This window comes from Micromonospora sp. NPDC047134, from assembly GCF_040643455.1.
Taxonomy (GTDB): Bacteria; Actinomycetota; Actinomycetes; order Mycobacteriales; family Micromonosporaceae; genus Micromonospora.
The window spans coordinates 90,600-111,565 of sequence record NZ_JBEYUI010000006.1 but is presented as its reverse complement, the minus strand read 5'-3'; the positions used below and the strand labels follow the sequence as shown (position 1 = coordinate 111,565).

Below are 20,966 nucleotides of genomic sequence, written 5' to 3'. Positions count from 1 at the left end.
CGCACCGGAGGAGTTCCATGACCATCACTGATACGGCTGTCCGAGAGCCAATGATCCGGGTGGAGGGTCTCCGCAAGGAGTACCCGGCCCGCGGCAAGGCGGCGCTCGTGGTGGCTCTCGGCTCTGTCTCCTTCGAGGTCCAGCCGGGGGAGGTCTTCGGCCTGCTAGGCCCCAACGGAGCCGGCAAGAGCACCACCGTCCAACTGCTCTCCACCCTGATGCGCCCGACCGGCGGCACCGTGCGGATCGCCGGTTACGACATCGTCGAGGACGCCGAGCAGGTCCGCAGCCGGATCGGGGTGGCCCTGCAGGACACCGCCCTGGCCGAGATGATGACCGCGCGGGAGGCGCTGCGGCACGCCGGGCAGCTCTGGGGCATGTCGCACAAGGAGGCTGCGGCGCGGGCCGTGGAGCTGCTGGCCCTGGTCGACCTGGAGGAGGCCGCGGACCGTCTGATCAAGACCTACTCCGGGGGTATGCAGCGTCGCCTGGACCTGGCGTTGGCGCTGGTGCACCGGCCGCCGGTGCTGTATCTGGACGAGCCGACCAACGGCCTGGACCCGGTGTCCCGCCGGGCGCTGTGGGAGCAGATCCGCGCGCTGCGCGACAGCGGCACCACGATCCTGCTGACCACCCAGTATCTGGAGGAGGCCGACCAACTCGCCGACCGGGTGGCGATCATCGACGGCGGCGAGGTCATCGCGCTCGGCAGCCCGGAGGAGTTGAAGCGCAACCACTCCGGTGACACCGTGGAGGTGCTCTTCGCCGACCGGGCCGAGGCCGCCCGGGCAGCCCAGGAGGTGCAGGCGGGCGGCATTCCCGGCGCACAGGCCGGGCAACTGGTCCGCTACCGGGTGCAGGACGCCGCCGCGGCGGTCCCCGCCCTGATGGCCGATCTCAGCCGGGTGGGCATCCAGCCCCGAGAGACGACGATCAAGCGTCCGACCCTGGACGACGTCTTCATCGCCCTCACCGGGCACGGCATCACGACCAGCGACGACGATCAGGAAGACCCCGATCCGGGTACGGAGACTCGCAGCGTCGAGCAGAAGAAGGTCCTGCCGCAGGTGGCCCCCGCCGCCAAGGGGCCGGGGGCCGCCTCCGTACTCACCCAGACCCGGCTGCTGTTCGCCCGGCTGTTCCGCGAGGCGTTGCGTAACCCGGCGGCCTCCCTGCCGAACCTGATGATCGGCACCTTCTTCCTGTTCGTGTACGACGGCCTGCTGGGCGGCTCGGCCGCCGTGCAGGAGGTGCCGGGCGGCAACTACACCAACTTCCTGCTCCCGATCATCCTGCTGTTCACCTCCCTGTCCGGCGGGGTGGCCGGCATGACCCTGGTGCAGGACATCGAGGCAGGCCACTTCCGGCGCCAGTTGACCATGCCGCTGTCGCGGACCGCCCTGATGGCCTCGTTCATGCTGCTGGGTGCCCTAGTCGTGCTGGTACAGGCGATCATCGTGACCCTGCTCAGCCTGCTGATCGGGCTCGACCCGGCCACCGGCGTCCTGGGGATGCTCGTGGTCTTCGCGCTGTCGCTGCTGTGGGGCCTGGGCATCGCCGGCTACTCGGCCGCCACCGCGATGATCACCGGCAACGCCGCGGCGGCGAACGCGGCCACCCTGATCTTCTTCCCGCTGCTGTTCATCTCGCCCGCCCTGATGCCGCAGGAGCAGCTCAAGGGCTGGATCGCGGTGGCCGCCCACGCCAACCCCGCCACCTACCTGCTCGACGCCATGCGCGGGCTGCTGACCACCGGCTGGGACAGCCGGTCGCTGGCGATCGGCTTCGCGGTGGGCGCCGGGTTCGCCCTGGTGATGCTGCTCTGGGCGAGCATCGCGGCGAAGCGGGCGACGAGCCGGGCCTGAGGCCTGAGGGGCGGGAGGACAGCCATGAAGGGCATCGTTCTGGCCGGGGGCTCCGGGACGCGGATGTATCCGCTGACCCTGGCGACCACCAAGCAGTTGCTGGCCGTCTACGACAAGCCGATGGTCTACTACCCGATGTCGGTGCTCATGCTCGCCGGCATCCGGGACATCCTGGTCATCTCCACGCCCGACGGGGTGCCTGCCCTCAGGGCCCTGTTCGGTGACGGTTCCCACCTGGGACTGAACGTCACCTACGCCACCCAGTCGGCACCCCGAGGAATCGCCGAGGCCTATCTGATCGGCGCGGACCACGTCGGCACCGACGACTCCGCGCTGATCCTCGGCGACAACGTGTTCCACGGCGCGCGCTTCCCCACCCTCCTTCAGGAGACGCAGGCGAAGATCGACGGGTGCACCCTGTTCGGCTACCCGGTCTCCGACCCCGGTCGGTACGGCATCGCCGAGATCGACGCCTCCGGAGAACTGATCTCGATCGAGGAGAAGCCGCTGCGGCCCCGCTCCGACAACGCGATCACCGGGCTGTACCTCTACAGCCCGGACGTCGTGGACATCGTGCGTGATCTCAAGCCCTCCGCACGGGGGGAGTTGGAGATCACCGACGTGAACCAGGTCTACCTGGCCCAGGGTCGGGCCCGGCTGATCGAACTGGGTCGCGGCTTCAGTTGGATCGACGCCGGCACCCCGGAGTCGCTGCTCGCCGCCAGTCAGTACGTCCAGGTCCTGGAGCACCGCCAGGGGGTACGGGTGGCCTGCCTGGAGGAGGTGGCCCTGCGAATGGGGTTCATCGACTCCGAGGCCTGCTATGAGCTGGGCCTGAAGATGAAGAGTTCGGAGTACGGGCGGTACGTCATGGACATCGCCCGTTCCCTGGCCTGACGGTGGTTCGGCGCTCTCCCCGGTTCCTCCGGGGGAGCGCCGCATCGATGCCCACCGGCCGGTCAGACGATGTGCACGTCCGGCACGTAGAGGATCCACTTGCCGCCGGCCGCCCTGAACTCCTGCTCCTTGGCCATGATCTCGGCCGCGTGGTTCCAGGCGAAGAGCAGCGCGTAGTCCGGGTACGGGGAACTGAACGCCGCGGGCGGCCGGATCGGGATGTGCGATCCCGGGGTCACCCGATGCTGCTTCTCCACGGTGGAGTCGCAGATGAAGGGCACCAGGTCGGGACCGATCCCGCAGTAGTTGGTGACCGTGGCGCTCTTGCAGGTGGCGCCGTAGCCGACCACCCGGGCGCCCTCGTCGCGCAGTCGGGTGAGCAGCGCCTTCAGTTCCTCGCAGTTCGACTCGATCTTCGCGCCGAAGCTCTCGTAGGTGGCCCGCTCGGCGAGCTTCTGTTCCTGTTCCTTCGACAACCACCGGGCCACCGCCGGGGTCGGTTGGCGCTCGCCTCTGCGGGCGGTGGTGTACCGCATGGTGCCGCCGTGCACCGGCAGGGGTTCCACATCGACCAGGTCGAAGCCGAACCGTTCGGCCATCGCCTGCACGGAGCGCACCGAGAACAGGTAGAAGTGCTCGTCGTAGATCTGGTCGAAGTAGGTGTTGGCGATGATGTCGCCGAGGTACCGGTCCTCGAAGACGAAGATGCCACCCTCGGCGAGCAGGGCGTGCACCCCGGCGAACACCGAGTCGATGTAGGCGATGTGGCTGATCGTGTTGGCGGAGAAGATCAGGTTCGCCGGCCCGTCGGTCTCCCGGATGCGCCGTGCGGTCGCCTCCTCGAAGAAGCCGACATGGACCCGGCTGCCACTCGCGCCGGCCACCTTCACGGCCTCCTCGGCCGGGTCGACGCCGAGGTGCCGGATTCCGGCGGCCTGCACCGAGCTGAGCATGATGCCGTCGTTGCAGCCGATCTCCACGTAGAAGGGGTCCGGGCCGGACAACTCGGTCGCCAGGTAGTGGGCGGCGGCCTGCTCGAAATGGCGCCGCATCAGCGCCGAACCCGACGACCGGTAGGGGTAGTCGGCGGGGAACATCCGCTCCCGCGACACCTCCTCGAACTGCTGCACCATGGTGCAGCGCTCGCAGAACCCTACGGCCAGCCGGTAGAAGTGCTCCGTGCCGATGTCGGCCGGCTTGGGGAACACGTCCGACACCGGTTGGGGTCCGAAATCAAAGAATTCCTGGACCGGGCCACCACATATACGACAATCTGACATGCCAGGTAGCTTTCTGTCGGGGGTCCGGGCGGTCGACCCTTCGCCTGCGGGATGCGTTAAGCGCGTTGTAGCCGGTGTTCCCGGTACCAATCGGCGGTCAGCCGCAGTCCGTCCTGAAGGGTTCGCGGTCGGAAGTCGATGATCTCGTGGAGTCTGCTGAGATCGAACGTCCGATTCGGTCGTCCACCGGACCTCGTGCGGTCGAAGGTGATCCTCTCCGGAAGGCCGAGGGCGGCGCAGATCGACCTGGCGAGCTGCACCGGGGAGATCGCCTCCGGGGTACCCATGTTCACTACGGGGTGCTTGTTCCTCTCGACCATCTGGAGGGTGGCGTCGACCAGGTCGGTGACGTACAGGTACGTCCGGGTCTGGCTGCCGTCGCCCCAGATCTCGATGGCCTCACCGGCCAGGGCCTTGGCGAACATCTGCGGGACCACCCGGTCGGTGTCCGGCTCGAAGTTGTCGCGGGGGCCGTAGATGCTGGTCAGCCGGGGCCGGAAGATCCGCATGCCGTACTCCTGGGCGTAGGTCTCGGCCAGGATCTCGGCGTAGTTCTTCGACAGGTAGTACCCGTCCGGGGCGTACCTCATGGCGGTCCGGAAGTCGTCCTCCTCCCGGGTCGGATGCTCCGTGGCGTGCAGATAGACCTCGCCGGAGCTGAGCAGGACGATGTCGGCGACCCCGTGCCGCCGGGCACAGTTCAGGATGACGGCTACGGTCCGCATGTTGGCGTCGAGGATGGTCGCCGGGTGCTCACGTCGGTAGGTCAGGTTGCCGGTCAGCGCGGCGCAGTGCACGACCGCGTCGACCCCGCCGGGCACCCCGGCGACCGCCTCGTGCACTGCGGCCTCGTCGAGCAGGTCCAGCCGTACGGTCCTCAGCCGGTCGTCGGCGGCCAACTGGGACAGCACCCGCCGGTTGTCCCGGCGGTAGAGGCCGAGCACGGAGGCGCCGCGGGCCAGCAGCCCTTCGACGAAGTGTGAGCCGATGAAACCGGCGCACCCGGTGACGACGACGTTCCGGCCGGCCCAGTGACCGGTAGATGTCGCCGTACTCATCGCCGGTGCCGGGCGGTGAGCTTCTCCAGGGTGCCGACCAGCTCGGCCGGGCTGGGGGCCTGGGCGGCCTCCCGGGCCAGCCGCTCGGCCCCGGCGGCGAAGGTCGGCTCGGTGAGGAGTCGGCCCAGCGTGTCGGCCAGGGCCGGGACGCTGAACTCCTGCACGTCCAGGGCCAGGCCGGCGCCCCGCTGCACCACGTGCCGGGCCAGGTCACCCTCCGACCAGAAGGGCACGGAGGTGATCAGTTGGGGGACCCGGTACGCCACCGCGGCGGCGAAGGTGCCCGCCCCGCCGTGGTGGATCAGGGCCGAACAGCTCGGCAGCAGCTGGGTCAGCGGCAGGTAGTCGACCAGCCGGACCCCCTCCGGCAGGGGCTTGGCCCCCTCCGGCCGGCCGGGGTGCCCGGTGGCGACGACCTCCGCGCCGAGCCCGGCGATGGTCTCGACCACCTCGGTGAAGGAGACTCCGGACTCCTCGTAGAGCTGCCGTCCCCGGCCGCCCAGGCCCAGGGTCAGGGCCACCCGGGGACCACGCGGCGGCTCGTCCAGCCAGGCCGGGGCCTCGGCCCCCCCGTTGTACGGCACCCAGCGCATCGGCTCGTAGTGCACATCGGCCGGCAGCCGCATGGCCTCCGGGCTCGGGTCGATGGTCCACTGGCCGAGCAGCAACTCCTCCGAGAACGGCAGGTCGTACGCCTCCAACATCGGCCGCATCATGGTCAGGGCCGGATCCCGGCGCACCCGGGCACCCGGTGTGGCGGCCAGGTCGAGCTGCTTCTTGCGCAGCCAGGCGATGTTGTCCTGGGCCCACAGCAACCGGGCGTGGGCGGCGCCGGTCACCTCGGCGGCAACCGCGGCCGGTACGCACAGCGGGTCCCACAGGACCAGGTCCGGCTGCCACCGCCGGGCCAGGGCCACCAGGTCGTCGACGACCGGGAGGTACCCGGAGAGCATCGCCACGTAGCGCATCCACTGGGCCTGCCAGCGGTTCGGTCCCGCCTCGAAGTCCAGGGCCATGGTCCCGGTCAGCCGGGGCAGCTTGGTCGGATCGGGGTTGGCCGCGACGATCTCGGACAGGTGCTCGCGCTCACCGATCGCCACCGCGGTCAGTCCCGCCTCGGTCGCCAACGACAGCGCGTCCGGGTGCAGGGCCACCCGTACCTCGTGCCCGGCGTTCTGCAGCGCCCAGGCCAGCGGCACCACCGGGTGCATGTGGGAGGTGTGGGGGAAGATGCAGAACAGTACGCGCACAGGTGCTCCAATCCGGCGTGCCCGGTCAGCTGCGGGCCGCGACGAACTCCTTGATCGAGGCGACGACGTAGTCGAGCATCTCGCTGGTCAGCCCCGGATAGACGCCGGTCCAGATGGTCTGGCTGGTGACGATGTTGCTGTTGGTCAGCTCACCCGAGACCCGGTGCTGGACGTCCTGGTACGCCGGATGACGGGTCAGATTGCCGGCGAACAGCCGACGGGTGCCGATCTTGCGTTGCTCCAGGAAGGCGACGAGTTCGGCGGTGGTGAACGGGGCGTCGGTCGCGATGGTGATCACGAAGCCGAACCAGCTCGGGTCGCTGTCCGGGGTCGGCTCCGGCAGCAGCAGGTGCGGCAGGCCGTCCAGGCCCTCCCGCATCCGGCGCCAGTTGCGTCGACGGGCCTCGCCGAACTCCTCCAGCCGGGCTAGCTGACTGAGCCCGAGCGCGGCCTGGAGGTCGGTCGTCTTCAGGTTGTATCCGACGTGGGAGAAGATGTACTTGTGGTCGTAGCCCTCCGGCAGGGTCCCCATCTGGTATCCGAAGCGCTTGAGGCACCTGTCGTTCTCGCCCGGCTCGCACCAGCAGTCCCGGCCCCAGTCACGCAGCGACTCCACCACCCGGGCCAGGGCCAGGTTCGAGGTCAGCACGCAGCCACCCTCGCCCATGGTCAGGTGGTGGGCCGGGTAGAAGCTGACCGTCGACATGTCGCCGAAGGTGCCGGTCAGCCGACCCCGGTAGGTCGAGCCGACCGCGTCGCAGTTGTCCTCCAGCAGGAACAGCCCGTGCGCCTTGGCCAGCTCGGCGATCTCGGCCGCCTGGAAGGGGTTGCCCAGGGTGTGTGCCAGGGAGATGGCCCGGGTACGCGGTCCGATGGCGCGGGCGATGTCGTCCGCGGTGGCGTTGTAGGTGCCGAGTTCGATGTCGACGAAGACCGGCACCAGCCCGTGCTGGATGATGGGGTTGACCGTGGTGGGAAAGCCGGTCGCGCAGGTGATCACCTCGTCGCCCGGCCGCAGTCGGCGGTCCCCCAGGGACGGCGAGGTCAACGCGGCCATCGCCAGCAGGTTCGCCGAGGAGCCGGAGTTCGTCAGGTGTGCCTTGCGAAGGCCCAGGGTGCGGGCGAAGGCCGACTCGAACCGCCGGGAATGGGCCCCTGCGGCGATCCGTAGTCCCAGTGCCGCCTCGACCAGGGCCACCCGGTCGTTCTCGTCCAGGACGGCACCCGAGGGGTAGATCTCGGTCACGCCGGGCTCGAACTCCCCGGTGTTCTCCTCCTCGCGGTGCAGCTGACGCACCTCGGCCAGTATTCGCGCGGCGCGGTCGCCCATGGTCGTTCCCCTCCCGGTGCCGACGCGGTCCGGTCCCCGCTTCACTCTGTCAGTCGGAGCACGACGTCCTGAGCTACCCTTCAACTCTTGTCATCGGAGCCTAGAAGGCTTGATGACTCCAGTCAATTAGGGTAGTTGTGTTGGGGAGATGTACGGCAGGGGGAGGGGTCTGATGACCGTCGGGATACCGCCGCAGGTGCCCGATCGTCGGTCGGCTGCCGAAGTGCGGCCCGCGTGACAGCCACGGCGGCGCGCGGCGCTTCATCGGTATCCGACGCGGCGATCGAGGAACTGATGGCCGACATCGCGCGGGTGCCCGACGATTACCGCAGTTACACCTGCGGGGCGTGGGAGGCCCGGACCCAGCACGGGATGAGCGCCGAACTGCTGGAACGGCTGACCCGCGCCGGGTTGAAGTACCGCGAAGTGGACGGTGAACGCCGCTACGACGGTCTCGACCTGGGCAACCTCTCCCTGCACCTAGGTCTGTCCTCGGTGCAACGGATGGCCATCCGCTCCTGGGGCCGCACCTGGGCGCGCTGCCGCCGGGGAACCGGGCGACACCTCGTACGCTATGTGCCGTCCTGTCCCGACCCCGGCCACGAGGGGCCCTGCCGCTACCGGTTCGCCTGGCCGGGCGGACAGCGACGACAGGTGACCCTGGGCCCGCTCGACGAGCCGCCCGCCGTGGTCCTGGACAGCGTCCCGCCGCCACCGGCCCCGGCGATACCGGACGACCTGGCCGAACTGTGTCACGAGATCGCCCGACTGCGGTTCTTCCTGCTGGCCGAGCCGATCCGCTGGGACGCCAGGTTCATGCGTTCCACCGGCATCTCCGACTGCGGTGGAAGCTCCACCCTGCTGCTGCACGGCGCCAAACGGCTCGGCTACCAGACCCGTAGGTCCTTCGGTCTGCTGCTGGCGGAGCCGTTCTCCACGCCGCACCACTGGGCCGACATCCAGATCGACGGCGAATGGGTGCCGCTGGATCCGATGACGATGAACGCGCTGGCCCGATGGTCCACCGCCGTCCCCGACGACATCCCGGTGACCACGCCCCTGACCGGTATAGTCTCGCGGATCTCCGGCCGCTGGGTGCCACCGGTCCGGCACGGCACCATGCAGCCCCGGGTGTCCTACCTCACCGAGTACCACGTCGACGGGAGCACCGAATGACCACCTCCGACAGCCCGTCCGGTCCGGCGACCTCGGCAGGCTCCACCTCGGAGGTCCTGCCCTCCGACATCCTGCACGACTACTGCATGGCCAAGCCCGGCGCCACCTTCGACCACGTCTTCGGCCCGCAGACCACGGTCTACCGGGTGATGAACAAGGTGTTCCTGCTGGTCGGTCAGGACGCCCGGCCCCAGTACGCGACCTTCTCCTACGACCCGGAGGAGTCGCTGCTGCTGCGCGAGACCTACGAATCCGTGGTGCCGGGCTACTACGCGAACAAGCGCCTCTGCAACACCGTCTACTACACCGGTGAGGTCTCGGTCGAGCAGAGCCTCGAATGGGTCGACGCCTCGTACGACATCGTGGTCGCCAAGCTGCCCCGCAAGCTGCGCGACCAACTCCACGCCGATGGGTGAGCGACGCCTGCTCTACGCGCTGTGGGACGGCGGCGGCAATGTCGCCACCACCCTGCTGATGCTGCGCTCGCTGGCCGCCGAGGGCACCCCGGTCACGGTGCTGTCCAACGATTCCGTGGCCGAACGGGTCCGGGCGGCCGGCCTGGAGTTCACCCCCTTCCGCCTGGGTCCCCGGCACGACCCGCGCAGCCGGGACACCGACGTGTTGAAGCTGTGGGAGGCCGGGTCACCGGCCGAGGCGTCGCGCCTGATCAGGGAACGGGTCATGTTCGGCCCGGCGGTGGAGTTGGCCCGGGACACCCTGCGGGCCGCCGAAGAGTGCGACGCGCAACTGCTGGCCGCCGACTACACCCTCTTCGGGTCGCTGGTGGCGGCCGAGCGGCTCGGCCTGCCGCACGTGGTGCTGATGAACACCATCTACCCCCTGCCGACCGTGGAGGTCGCCGGTCTTCGGGCCGCCCGCAACGGCCCCTTCACCTATCTCTTCACCCGGATGCTGGCGCAGGGACTGCCGCGCCTGAACGAGGCCCGCGCCGTCTTCGACCTGCCGCCCCTGACCACGGCACAGCAACAGTACGAGCACGCGGACGCCGTCGTGATCACCTGCTACCCGTCCTTCGACCCGGCCTCCTCGTCCGTGCCGTCGAAGGTGCGCTACATCGGCCCGCAGGTGGAACCCCCCGCCGAGTTACCCGAGCCTCCCGGCGGGCCGGTGCGCCGGGTCATCGTCAGCCTCTCGACCACCGCCCAACCCGAGGAGGCCCTGCTGGTCGACTCGCTGGTGCAGGCCGCGGCGCTGGTGGAGAACACCGAGTTCGAGTTCCTCGGTGGGTCGCTCGCCGACCGCACCGACCTGCCCGCCAACGTCCGGGGGTACGGCTACATTCCGCTGGAGGAGCGGCTGCCCCACGCCGACCTGGTGCTGCACCACGGCGGCTTCGGCACCACCATGCGGTCGCTGCTGTGGGGGGCGCCGGCGATCATCTTCCCGTCCTTCCAGGAGCAGTTCAACAGCGCCCGTCGGCTGGAGGAACTGGGCGCCGGTTGCGGCGTACGCCGGGATTCCGCCCCCGAGGTGATCGCCGAGGCGATCAGCGGATCGCTGTCCTCTGCGGAGCGGCGGTCCGCCGCGCGCGAGTGCGCCCGCACCTTCCGCAAGGAACACGACCCCAGGGCCGCCGCCCGGATCTTCGCCGCCTTGGCCGCCGACTGACCACCGGCCCGGACCTGGACCGGGGGAGTACGGCGATCCGGACTCCCCCGGCCGGTATTGACCGGCCCGGTCAGCTCAAGGTGAAGGTCACGTCGTCGACGTCGAAGGCGGTGACCCCGTTGCCGGCCATCTCGGTGGCGACGAAATTGGCCCATGCGGTGCGCTCGGTCGTCGCCGTCCCGCTGGACATGCTGTACTCCCGCCACTGCGGCCCACTGTCGTAGGCCAGCGAGAACCGCGTCTTCGGGGGCTCCCCGGTGACCGCCAGCCCGACGTTCAGGAAGTCGCCCCGGCGGGTCTCCGTGGTCAGGGTCCGGACCCAGAACCGGACCGTCAGGTTGCAGTTGGCCGGCACGGTCACCTCGGTACCGAGCTGTTCGTACCGGGTGACGTCCAACCCGGCGAAGGTGGCGTACGCCCGTCCGGTGTGGGCGGGCCGCGCCGCGTCGCCGAGCACGACCATGCGGGGGCCGGCTGTCCAGCCGGTGGTGCCGCGCTCGAAGCCCGGATTCGTGTGGATCTGCCCGCGGCAGGGCGTCTCGGCGGTCGGCGGGCGGTGGTGGGCGCTGCCGGTGGTCAGCAGGAGCAGGGCGGCAGCAGAAGCGAGAGTGACGAGAGTCTTCATCGGTTCTCCCCGTTCGAGTATCCCTGAGGTCGATCTGAATCGACGATGCTCGATCGGCGTTCCGGCGTCAAGTCATTCCCGCTGTCGGCTCCGGTCGGTTCGGAGCTGTCTCGACGAAAGATCCCTAGCCGGTGAGCGGCGGGTCGTCCCGGTCGGGGAACTACGGTGACCGCAGGGGTGCGAGCTGTACGGTCCAGGTCCGGGCTGTACCGACGACGGCGATTGCCCGGCAGAGGAGATCACAGCCCAGCTGGGCGCTTCCCTCCGCGAAGCCGCGGTTGATCAGGCTGATTGCTTTCGGGTGGTCGCCCGCTTCAAGAGCATTCTCCAGGGCGGTGGTCAACACCTTGGTGAGCGCGGAGTGAAAGCTTTCCGCCCCCTTTTCGCGGAGGTTCTTGACGGGCTTGCGCGGCTCCGGGGAAGAGACCGTGGATGGGGCCAATGCGAGAGTCATTTCCTTCTCCTGTGCCGGAGGGCCGCCCGAAAATGGCGGGACCCGCAACTGGAGGTCAGCCAGACCTCCGATGGGTTGCCTCACGACATCGCTGGTCGTCGCCCGCAACGTGGCGTTACCCGGCAGTGCGTCCGAGGTGCCGGTGGTCGTCTACCCCTCCACTCTACGCCCATCACCCGCTGTCGCTGTGCTGTCAGCCGCCCTCACCCCGCGGGCTCCAGCGGCGAGTGGCCCGCACCTCGTCAAATTCTGTGCTACGGTTGCCTCGTTGCAGTTTTGATTTCCGTTTGACGTTTCGGCGCCTGATGGGTTAACCAAAACCCGTTCAGGTGCTTTTTTCGTTTTCGTGTCGTTCCCGACGCGGGTTATCAACGCAGCGGCACGTGAGGCCGCACAGTGTGGTCTCCACCAGCCTGCGAAGGAGCAGACATGGCTACTGGTACCGTGAAGTGGTTCAACGGTGACAAGGGTTTCGGTTTCATCAGCCAGGACGGCGGCGGCGCCGACGTTTTCGCCCATTTCTCGGCGATCTCGGCCAGCGGCTTCCGGAGCCTCGATGAGAACCAGCGCGTCGAGTTCGAGATCACCCAGGGCCCGAAGGGCCCGCAGGCGGCGGACATCCGCGCACTCTGATCCACGCTTCACCGAACGGCGGCCTGACTGGTTCAGCAGGCCGCCGTTCGGCGTTCCTCCGTACGCCATCCCCGGCGCTATCTTCTTCCTCGTCGCGGCGATCCGCCTCGGCCGTGCTGCGAAGGGGAGCTGACATGACCGAGTGGGAGTACGACGTCGTCGTGATCGGTGCGGGGCCGGTGGGGGAGAACGTCGCCGACCGGGTCGTGCAGGGCGGACTGACCGCCGCCATCGTCGAACGGGAACTGGTCGGCGGGGAGTGCTCCTACTGGGCCTGCATGCCGACCAAGGCCTTGCTGCGCAGCGGTTCCGCGCTGCGTGCGGCCCGCCAGGTGCCCGGTGCCCGGGAGGCGGTGACGGGAGACCTGGACTCGGCGGCCGTGCTGGCCCGGCGGGACTCCGTTGCCGCGCACTGGCGCGACGACGGCCAGGTGTCCTGGTTGGAGTCGGCCGGGATCGTGCTGCACCGAGGGCATGGCCGGATCAGTTCCGCCAAGGTGGTCGAGGTGACCGGGGCCGACGGTGCCACTACCAGGCTGACCGCCCGGCACGCCGTGGTGGTGGCCACCGGCAGCAGCTCCCGGATGGCGGACCTTCCGGGCCTGGCTGCGGCGGCACCCTGGTCCAGCCGCGAAGCCGCCTCGGCCAGGTCGGTGCCCCGCCGACTCGCCATCATCGGCGGCGGGGTGGTGGCCACGGAGATGGCGACCGCGTACGCCGCCCTGGGGTCCTCGGTGACCGTGCTGGCCCGCAGCGGGGTGTTGCCGTCGATGGAACGGTTCGCCGCCGACCGGGTCGTGGAGTCGTTGCGCGAGGCCGGGGTCACCGTCCAGCTCGACGCGGAGGCCGTGGCCGTCCACCGTGACGACAGCGGAACCGTCCACATCGAGACCACCCGGGGTGAGCGGGTCGAGGCCGACGAGGTGCTGATCGCGATCGGCCGTACCCCGAACACCGGGGACATCGGCCTCGACACGGTGGGTCTGACCCCCGGCGACTGGCTGCCGGTCGACGACACCATGCGGGTCCTCGACGGCGGAGGCTGGCTGTACGCCGGCGGTGACGTCAACCGGCGGGTCCTGCTGACCCACCAGGGCAAGTACCAGGCCCGCGCGGTCGGCGACGTGATCGTGGCCCGGGCCAAGGGGGAGAAGGTCGAGGACGGCCGGTGGGGCCGGCACGTTGCCACGGCCGACGAGGGCGCGGTACCCCAGGTGGTGTTCACCGATCCGGAGGTCGCGGCGGTGGGCCTGACGGCGGCGGCGGCCGAGGCGGCCGGGCTGCGCATCCGGGTGGTGGACTACGACCTGGGCCGGGTGGCCGGGGCCACCCTGCACGCGGACGGCTACCAGGGGCAGGCCCGGATGGTCGTCGACGAGGACCGGAAGGTGATCGTCGGGGTCACCCTCGTCGGTCCGGACGTGGCGGAGCTGATCCACGCCGCTACCGTCGCCGTCGTCGGCGAGGTCCCGCTGGACCGGCTGTGGCACGCGGTGCCGGCGTACCCGACCGTCAGCGAGGTGTGGCTGCGGCTCCTGGAGGCGTACGGCCGCTGAGGTGTCCCTGGAAAACGTGGCGCGTATCGGTGAACCGGGGCGGGGTGCCCGTCGTGGTACCCGCGACCAGCCACGGATTTCTAGGAGCACTGTTCATGATCTCACGTTGGGTGAGCCGCAGACGGCTCGTGTGGGTAGGCGCGATCCTTACCTGCGGGGCGATTCTGGTGGGCCTGACGGCCGTACCCTCGGCGCGGGCCGACCGCAGCGCGCCGATCGTCGGGGTGGCCGGCAAATGTGTCGACGTCCAGTGGTCCCAGACGGAGAACGGCACCACGGTCCAACTGTGGGACTGCAACGGCACGGCCGCCCAGAACTGGGTCGGGGCGGGGCGCCAGGGCACCCTGCGCGCGCTCGGCAAGTGTCTGGACGTGGCCGGCGGCCTTCATGACGACGGCACCCGGGTGCAACTGTGGGACTGCAACGGCACGCCGGCGCAGAGTTGGCTGCTGGACCAGGGGAAGCTGATCAACACCGGGTCCGGCAAGTGTCTGGACGCCTCCGGTGGCGCGGCCACCGGGACGGCGCTGCGGATCCGCGAGTGTTCCGGGGCGGTCACCCAGGCCTGGGCGGCGGGCGGACGGCCGGAGGTCACCGGGCCGGCCGCGAAGAAGGGGGTGGCCACCTGGGCCTTCCCGTCCGGCGGCGAGGGAATCCGCCAGGTGGGTGCCACCTGGTACTACGACTGGTCCACCTCGGACGATGACGTGCCGGCGGGGGCCGAGTTCGTGCCGATGATCTGGGGTGCCACCTTCGTCACCGAGGCCGACCTGGCCACCGTCCAACGCTCCGGGCGTACCCTGCTGGGCTTCAACGAGCCGGATCTGCCGGGGCAGGCGAACATGTCGGTGGAGCACGCCCTGGACCTGTGGCCCCGGCTTCAGGACACCGGGATGCGGCTGGGTAGCCCGGCGGTCGCCTTCGGCGCCGACACCCCGGGCGGCTGGCTGGACCGCTTCCTGGCCGGCACTCGGGAACGCGGACTGCGGGTGGACTTCATCGCCCTGCACTGGTACGGCTCGGACTTCGGCGACGAGGCGGCGAACCACCTGATGCAGTACGTGCACGCGGTCTACGAACGCTACCGGCTGCCGATCTGGATCACCGAGTTCGGCCTGATTGATTTCAGCCAGGGGGCACCCCGCCACCCCTCCCCGCAGCAACTCGTCACCTTCATCGACAAGGCGACGGCCGCGTTGCAGGCCACCCCGTACGTCGAGCGGTACGCCTGGTTCGCCCTGCCGGCCACCGGGGAGCACGCGGCGCACGGTCTGTACCGGGAGGACGGCACCCTCACCGAGGCGGGTGCGGCCTACCGGATGGTGGGGGGCGGTTAGCCCGCGCGGGGCGGGTGACTGGTGATTCTACCGATGCGGGGTCGACACCACGCCGCAAACACTGATCGCAGTCGATACCACTCCAAACCCAAGGGAGTATCCGACGTGCGATCCACCACCACCACCCGTCCCCGTTCCCTCACCCTCCTGGCCCGGCTGGCGATGGTCGCCGTCATGGCCGCCGGTGGCGTCGTCGCCACCTCCTCCACTGCCCAGGCCGCCAACCCGTACGAGCGGGGCCCGGCGCCGACCCACGCGATCCTGGAGGCCACCCGTGGCCCCTTCGCGACCTCGTCGACGAACGTCTCCTCGCTGGTGAGCGGCTTCGGTGGCGGCGTCATCTACTACCCGACGACCACCACCGCGGGCACCTTCGGCGCGGTGGCCATCTCGCCCGGCTACACCGCCTCCTGGTCGAGCCTGGACTGGCTGGGTCCGCGAATCGCCTCGCACGGCTTCGTGGTCATCGGCATCGACACCATCACCCGCCTGGACCAGCCGAGCAGCCGGGGTCGGCAACTGCTGGCCGCCCTGGACTACCTGACCGAGCGCAGCTCGGTGCGCAGCCGCATCGACTCCAGTCGGCTGGCCGTGGCCGGTCACTCGATGGGCGGCGGCGGCAGCCTGGAGGCCGCGGCCAGCCGGCCGTCGTTGCAGGCCGCCGTGCCGCTGGCACCGTGGAACCTGACCAAGAACTGGTCGAACCTGCGGGTGCCCACCCTGATCATCGGCGGTGAGACCGACTCGGTCGCCTCGGTCGCCTCGCACTCCGAGCCGTTCTACAACAGCATCCCGGCCTCGGCGGAGAAGGCGTACCTGGAACTCAACAACGAGGGCCACTTCTTCCCGAACACGGTCAACACCCCCACCGCCAAGCAGATGGTGTCCTGGCTGAAGCGGTTCGTCGACGACGACACCCGCTACGACCAGTTCCTCTGCCCGGGCCCGAGCGGCTCGGCGGTGGAGGAGTACCGCAACACCTGCCCGCACTGACGGGTCTTTCCGGGGCGGCCGTGACGCAGGCCGCCCCGGATCCTTCGGCCGCCGGTCTTCCGTCCCGAGGACCGGCGGCCGTATATTGCATCGACAGTGCAGAAATGCTGGAGGTGGTGAGTGTCCGACCATACCGCTGACGGGCTGCGCGGGCTGGTCGCCGCGTTCCTGCGGACGCACGACCCGGCCGGTGATCGCACCGGCTTCCTGCGCGCCCGCTTCGACGCCGGGCTGGCCTGGGTGCACCACCCGCCCGGTCGCGGTGGTCTGGGCGCCCCGGCGCACCTGCAACCCGTGGTGGACGAGGCCTTCGCCGCGGCCGGCGCACCGGACAACCGGCCCCGGCGCAACAGCATCGGGCTCGGCATGGCCGCCCCCACCCTGCTGCGGCACGCCACCGAGGCCCAGTGCCGGCGCTGGCTGCGACCGCTGTGGACCGGTGAGGAGGTGTGGTGCCAACTGTTCAGCGAGCCCGAGGCGGGCTCCGACCTGGCCAGCCTGCGCACCCGGGCAGTGCCCGAGGGCGACGACTGGGTGGTCGACGGGCAGAAGGTGTGGACCTCCCTGGCCCACCAGGCGCGCTGGGCGATCCTGCTGGCCCGTACCGATCCCGCCGCGCCCAAGCACCACGGCATGACCTACTTCGTCTGCGACATGACCGCACCCGGGGTGCAGGTACGCCCCCTGCGGCAGATCACCGGGGAGGCGGAGTTCAACGAGGTCTTCCTGACCGGGGTCCGGATACCCGACGCCCACCGCATCGGCGCGGTAGGGCAGGGCTGGCCGATCGCCCGCACCACCCTGATGAACGAGCGGGTGGCCATCGGCGGGCGACCCCTGCCCCGGGAAGGCGGCATGGTGGGGGTGCTGACCCAGCTGTGGCGGCAGCGGCCGGACCTGCGTACCGCCGGTCTGCACGCGGAGGTCCTGCACGCCTGGGTACGCGCCGAAGCCGCCCGGCTGGGCGCGCTGCGGCTGCGCCAACTCATCGCCGCCGGTGAACCCGGCCCGGAGGGTTCGGCCGTGAAGCTCTCCTTCGCCGAACTGAGCCAGCAGATCAGCGGGCTGGAGGTGGAGCTGCGCGGGGCCGAGGGGCTGCGGCACGACGACTGGACGATGCACCGCCCGGTCGAACCCGACCTGCTGGGCCGCACCGCGACCTACCGCTACCTGCGCGCCCGGGGCAACTCCATCGAGGGCGGCACCTCGGAGATCCTGCGCACCATCATCGCCGAGCGGGTGCTCGGGCTACCCACCGAACCCCGGAGGGACCGTTGACCGACCTGCTCTACGACGCCGACGAGGAGGCCCTGCGCGACAGCGTCCGGGCCCTGCTGACCGCGTACGCCCCCTGGCAGCGGACCCTGGCCGCCGTGGACGGCGAGGACCCGTACGACCTGGGGTTGTGGCGTCGGCTGGTCGACCAGCTGGGGGTCACCGGCCTGGCCGTGCCCACCGAGTACGAGGGGGCCGGGGCGGGGTTCCGCGAGGTCGCCGTGGTGCTGGAGGAGTTGGGTAGGACGGTCGCCCCGGTGCCCTTCCTGGGCACGGTCGTGGCCACCCGGGCGCTGCTGGCCTGCGGGGAGCACACCCTGCTGCGCCAGGTGGCCACCGCCAAATGCGAGCTGACCCTGGCGGTCGGGTTCGCCACCGCCCCCGACACGCGCTGCGACCCGCTGAAGGTCGGCCCCGGACCCACTGTGTCCGGCTCGGTGTCCGGGGTGGTCGACGCTGTGCCGGAGGGCCTGCTGCTGGTTCCCGCCGGTGAGGGGTTGTACGTCGTCGAGGCCGCCGATCCGGCCGTGCGGCTGGCCCCGGTGGTGTCGCTGGACGCCACCCGGCCGCTTGTCGACATCGAGTTCACCGGGGCCCCGGCCCGACCGGTAGCCACCGGGGTGGCCGCCGCCGAGGCGGTGACGGCGGCGCTGACCGCCGGGGCGGCCCTGCTCGCCTCCGAGCAGGTGGGCCTGGCCCAGTGGTGTCTGGACACGACCGTTGCCTACGTGCGGCAACGTCACCAGTTCGGCCGCCCGGTCGGCTCCTTCCAGGCGGTCAAGCACCGGCTGGCCGACCTCTGGGTGGAGTTGACCGAGGCCCGGGCGGTGGCCCGGTACGCGGCCGACCGGCTCGGCGCGGCCGACGCGGAGTCCTCCCTGGCCGCCGCGTTGGCCCAGGCGTACTGCGGGCCGATGGCGGTGCGGGCAGCGGAGGTCTGCGTCCAGTTGCACGGTGGACTCGGCTTCACCTGGGAACACCCGGCGCACCTGTATCTCAAGCGGGCCAAGAGCACCGCGATCGGCTTCGGTACCGCCGACCGGCACCGGGCCGCCCTCGCCCGAATGGTCGATCTGCCCGCCCCACCGGCTGAACAACGACATTGAAGGTGTTGACGAAACACGCGAGAAACGTACACTCCCAGTGTAATAAGTTTGGCCGTGCGGCGAGGGGCGGGTAGATGGCGGCGGGTCTCGCACTGCACCAGGTCGGCGTCCGTTTCGGCGGCCTCACCGCCCTCGACGAGGTCTCCCTGGAGGTCGGTCCGGGTGAGGTGGTCGGGGTGATCGGTCCCAACGGGGCCGGCAAGACCACCCTGTTCAACGTGGTGTGCGGCTTCGTCGCCGCGAACACCGGCACCCTCACCCTCGACGGTCGGCCCCTGCGGCCCCGACCGCACCGGCTGACCCGGCTGGGCATCGCCCGCACCCTCCAGGCCACCGGCCTCTTCGGTGGGCTCACCGTGCTGGAGAACGTGATGACCGGGGCCACCCACACCGCCCGCACCGGCCTGCTGCCGGCCCTGCTGGGGCTGCCCCGCAGCGACCGCGAGGAGCGCCGGCTGCGCGACCACGCCCGCACCGTCCTGGCGGAGCTGGGCATCGAGAAGTACGCCGACGCCATGCCGGGCACCCTGCCCTTCGCCGTACGCCAGCGGGTGGGGCTCGCCCGCGCGCTGGCCGCCCGACCTCGCCTGCTGCTGCTCGACGAACCGGCCGGCGGCCTCGGAGCCGAGGACGTGGACTCCCTGGCGGAGCTGATCCGGAGCTTGCCGCACCGGGCCGCCGACCCCTGTGCCGTACTGCTGGTGGAGCACCACATGGACCTGGTCATGGCGGTCTGCGACCGCATCGTGGTGCTCGACTTCGGACGGGTGGTCGCCGCCGGGCCACCCGAGGCGGTCCGGGAGGACCCGGCCGTGGTCGACGCCTACCTCGGCGCGACCGTGGACGAGGCCGCGTAGTGGCCGCCGACCTGCTCGCCGTCGAAGCCCTGGCGGCCGGCTACGGCCCGGTGCCGGTGCTGCACGAGGTGGGCCTGACGGTGCCCGCCGGCACCATCGCCGCCGTGATCGGTGCCAACGGCGCCGGCAAGACCACCCTGCTGCGCACCCTGTCGGGCATGTTGCGCCCGACCGCCGGCCGGATCCTGTTCGACGGGCGGGACCTGCGCGGCACCCCGGTGGAGCAGTTGGTCCGCCGGGGGGTGGCCCACGTGCCGGAGGGGCGCGGCGTGATCGGCGAACTCACCGTCGCGGAGAACCTGCGCCTGGGTGCCCTGTGGCGGCGCGATCGCGGCGACGCCGCCCGCGCCCTGGACGAGGTCTACCAGCTGTTCGAGCCACTGGCCCGACGGCGGCGACACCTCGGCCACCAGCTCTCCGGCGGCGAACGGCAGATGCTGGCCCTCGGTCGGGCCCTGGTCGGTCGCCCTCGCCTGCTGCTGCTGGACGAACCCTCCCTCGGCCTTGCCCCCCGGGTGGTGGCGCAGACCATGGCGTTGCTGCGCCAACTGCGCGACGACACCGGGCTGACCGTGCTGCTGGTGGAGCAGAACGTGCGTAGCGCCCTGGCCGTGGCCGACCAGGGCATCGTGATGTCGCTGGGCCGGGTCGTCCTGGCCGCCCCGGCCGAGCGGCTGCGTGACGACACCGACCTGCGCCACGCCTACCTCGGATTCTGAAAGAAGGCTGGGAGGACCGTGGACCGCTTCCTCTTCCTCACCCTCGACGGTTTGTCGAGGGGCGCGGTCTACGCCGCGTTCGCACTGGCCCTGGTGCTCATCTGGCGCGCCGGTCGGATCGTCAACTTCGCCCAGGGGGCGATGGCGGTCGCCGCTGCCTACGTCGCCTACAGCGTCACCGCCGCTACCGGCTCCTACTGGCTGGGTTTCGCCGCGGCACTGCTGGCCGGACTGCTGCTCGGGGCCCTGGTCGACGTGGCGGTGATGCGGCTGGTGGACCACCGCTCACCCCTCAACCCGGTGATCGTCTCCCTCGGCATGGTGCTGCTGATCCAGGCGATCCTCGGCATGGTCTACGGCAACGAGTACCTGCCCGCCCAGACCCCCTTCAGTCGTACCGCACTGACGGTCGGCGGGACGGCCGTGCTGTCCCCGTACGACCTGTTCGTCTTCGCGGCCGTGGGGGTGGTCGGGGCGGCCCTGGTCTGGGTCTTCACCCGGACCGCGATCGGATTACGGATGCGGGCGGCGGCCTTCGCCCCGGAGGTGTCCCGGCTGCTCGGGGTGAACGTCGGCGGGATGCTCACCCTCGGCTGGGCCCTGGCCTCCGGGGTCGGGGCGCTGGCCGGGATGCTGGTCATCCCCACCGAGTTGGGCCTGCACCCGCACGCGATGGACCTGGTCTTCGTCTCCGCCTTCACCGCCGCGGTGCTCGGCGGGCTGGACAGCCCACCCGGCGCGGTCGTCGGTGGCCTGGGGGTCGGCCTGCTGCTCTCCTACGTCAGCGGGTACGCCGGGGGAGACCTCATCCCGCTGGCGGTGCTCGCCCTGCTGCTGACGGTGCTGCTGGTCCGCCCCGGTGGGCTGTTCGCCCCGGTCACCGCGAGGCAGGTGTGAGCGCCACCCGGGCCTCGGCCCCGCCCCGC

At 70.6% G+C, this 20,966-nt stretch carries 20 protein-coding genes; 14 read left to right on the top strand and 6 right to left on the bottom strand.

The features are described from left to right. Positions 1-17: 17 nt before the first annotated feature. Together ABZ795_RS10700 and rfbA are read left to right on the top strand one after the other, a co-directional pair. Positions 18-1,865 (top strand): ATP-binding cassette domain-containing protein, encoded by a 1,848-nt coding sequence (locus tag ABZ795_RS10700; protein ID WP_357530125.1) that lies wholly within the window; start codon positions 18-20, stop codon positions 1,863-1,865. A 24-nt stretch (positions 1,866-1,889) separates the two neighbouring features. Next, entirely contained in the window at positions 1,890-2,762 is an 873-nt protein-coding gene (rfbA, locus tag ABZ795_RS10695) for a glucose-1-phosphate thymidylyltransferase RfbA (protein WP_357530124.1), read from the top strand. A 62-nt stretch (positions 2,763-2,824) separates the two neighbouring features. Here rfbA and ABZ795_RS10690 read toward each other — a convergent pair whose 3' ends face one another. From ABZ795_RS10690 to rfbH, 4 genes are read right to left on the bottom strand one after another with little or no spacing between them, the layout of a single operon-like run. Continuing rightward, positions 2,825-4,042: a class I SAM-dependent methyltransferase gene (locus ABZ795_RS10690; protein WP_357530123.1), complete on the bottom strand. Its 1,218-nt coding sequence runs from the start codon at positions 4,040-4,042 to the stop codon at positions 2,825-2,827. Positions 4,043-4,098: 56 nt separating this feature from the next. After that, on the bottom strand, positions 4,099-5,100 hold the full coding sequence (locus tag ABZ795_RS10685) for an NAD(P)-dependent oxidoreductase (RefSeq protein ID WP_357530122.1): 1,002 nt from the start codon (positions 5,098-5,100) through the stop codon (positions 4,099-4,101). Beyond that, positions 5,097-6,350, bottom strand: a complete 1,254-nt coding sequence (locus tag ABZ795_RS10680; protein ID WP_357530121.1) for a nucleotide disphospho-sugar-binding domain-containing protein — start codon at positions 6,348-6,350, stop codon at positions 5,097-5,099. The genes ABZ795_RS10685 and ABZ795_RS10680 overlap by 4 nt, the downstream gene beginning before the upstream one ends. A 25-nt stretch (positions 6,351-6,375) precedes the next feature. After that, a complete protein-coding gene (gene rfbH / locus ABZ795_RS10675) occupies positions 6,376-7,680 on the bottom strand; it encodes a lipopolysaccharide biosynthesis protein RfbH (RefSeq protein ID WP_357530120.1) in 1,305 nt (434 codons plus the stop codon). Positions 7,681-7,974: 294 nt separating this feature from the next. Here rfbH and ABZ795_RS10670 point away from each other — a divergent pair, with 294 nt between their 5' ends. The 3 genes from ABZ795_RS10670 to ABZ795_RS10660 are packed head-to-tail and all read left to right on the top strand — an operon-like array spanning position 7,975 to position 10,485. Beyond that, positions 7,975-8,856 carry a hypothetical protein gene (locus ABZ795_RS10670; protein ID WP_357530119.1) on the top strand — a complete coding sequence of 294 codons (882 nt, stop codon included), beginning with the start codon at positions 7,975-7,977 and terminating at the stop codon, positions 8,854-8,856. Continuing rightward, the gene (locus ABZ795_RS10665) at positions 8,853-9,272 is read left to right on the top strand and encodes an MmcQ/YjbR family DNA-binding protein (protein ID WP_357530118.1); all 420 of its coding nucleotides are present in this window, start codon (positions 8,853-8,855) and stop codon (positions 9,270-9,272) included. The genes ABZ795_RS10670 and ABZ795_RS10665 overlap by 4 nt, the downstream gene beginning before the upstream one ends. After that, the gene (locus ABZ795_RS10660; RefSeq protein WP_357530117.1) at positions 9,265-10,485 is read left to right on the top strand and encodes a nucleotide disphospho-sugar-binding domain-containing protein; all 1,221 of its coding nucleotides are present in this window, start codon (positions 9,265-9,267) and stop codon (positions 10,483-10,485) included. Before ABZ795_RS10665 ends, ABZ795_RS10660 begins: the two co-directional genes overlap by 8 nt. Before the next feature lie 70 nt (positions 10,486-10,555). Here ABZ795_RS10660 and ABZ795_RS10655 read toward each other — a convergent pair whose 3' ends face one another. Both ABZ795_RS10655 and ABZ795_RS10650 read right to left on the bottom strand, forming a co-directional pair. Next, positions 10,556-11,110, bottom strand: a complete 555-nt coding sequence (locus ABZ795_RS10655) for a hypothetical protein (RefSeq protein ID WP_357530116.1) — start codon at positions 11,108-11,110, stop codon at positions 10,556-10,558. Between the two features lie 160 nt (positions 11,111-11,270). Next, positions 11,271-11,564, bottom strand: a complete 294-nt coding sequence (locus ABZ795_RS10650; protein ID WP_357530115.1) for a hypothetical protein — start codon at positions 11,562-11,564, stop codon at positions 11,271-11,273. 429 nt (positions 11,565-11,993) lie between these two features. Here ABZ795_RS10650 and ABZ795_RS10645 point away from each other — a divergent pair, with 429 nt between their 5' ends. From ABZ795_RS10645 to ABZ795_RS10605, 9 genes are all read left to right on the top strand, one after another. After that, complete coding sequence (locus ABZ795_RS10645) at positions 11,994-12,197, top strand: cold-shock protein (RefSeq protein WP_327026447.1); 204 nt, start codon at positions 11,994-11,996, stop codon at positions 12,195-12,197. 134 nt (positions 12,198-12,331) lie between these two features. Further along, a complete protein-coding gene (locus ABZ795_RS10640) occupies positions 12,332-13,753 on the top strand; it encodes an NAD(P)/FAD-dependent oxidoreductase (RefSeq protein WP_357530114.1) in 1,422 nt (473 codons plus the stop codon). A 95-nt stretch (positions 13,754-13,848) separates the two neighbouring features. Then, entirely contained in the window at positions 13,849-15,090 is a 1,242-nt protein-coding gene (locus tag ABZ795_RS10635; RefSeq protein WP_357530113.1) for a glycosyl hydrolase, read from the top strand. A gap of 162 nt (positions 15,091-15,252) precedes the next feature. Next, a complete protein-coding gene (locus tag ABZ795_RS10630; protein WP_327027149.1) occupies positions 15,253-16,083 on the top strand; it encodes an alpha/beta hydrolase in 831 nt (276 codons plus the stop codon). Positions 16,084-16,203: 120 nt separating this feature from the next. Beyond that, positions 16,204-17,361 (top strand): acyl-CoA dehydrogenase family protein, encoded by a 1,158-nt coding sequence (locus tag ABZ795_RS10625; protein WP_357530112.1) that lies wholly within the window; start codon positions 16,204-16,206, stop codon positions 17,359-17,361. Beyond that, complete coding sequence (locus ABZ795_RS10620; RefSeq protein WP_357530111.1) at positions 17,358-18,464, top strand: acyl-CoA dehydrogenase family protein; 1,107 nt, start codon at positions 17,358-17,360, stop codon at positions 18,462-18,464. Before ABZ795_RS10625 ends, ABZ795_RS10620 begins: the two co-directional genes overlap by 4 nt. Before the next feature lie 74 nt (positions 18,465-18,538). Then, positions 18,539-19,321: an ATP-binding cassette domain-containing protein gene (locus ABZ795_RS10615; protein WP_357530110.1), complete on the top strand. Its 783-nt coding sequence runs from the start codon at positions 18,539-18,541 to the stop codon at positions 19,319-19,321. Next, on the top strand, positions 19,321-20,040 hold the full coding sequence (locus ABZ795_RS10610; protein ID WP_357530109.1) for an ABC transporter ATP-binding protein: 720 nt from the start codon (positions 19,321-19,323) through the stop codon (positions 20,038-20,040). The genes ABZ795_RS10615 and ABZ795_RS10610 overlap by 1 nt, the downstream gene beginning before the upstream one ends. Positions 20,041-20,058: 18 nt before the next feature. Beyond that, on the top strand, positions 20,059-20,937 hold the full coding sequence (locus tag ABZ795_RS10605) for a branched-chain amino acid ABC transporter permease (protein WP_357530108.1): 879 nt from the start codon (positions 20,059-20,061) through the stop codon (positions 20,935-20,937). Positions 20,938-20,966 lie beyond the last annotated feature (29 nt).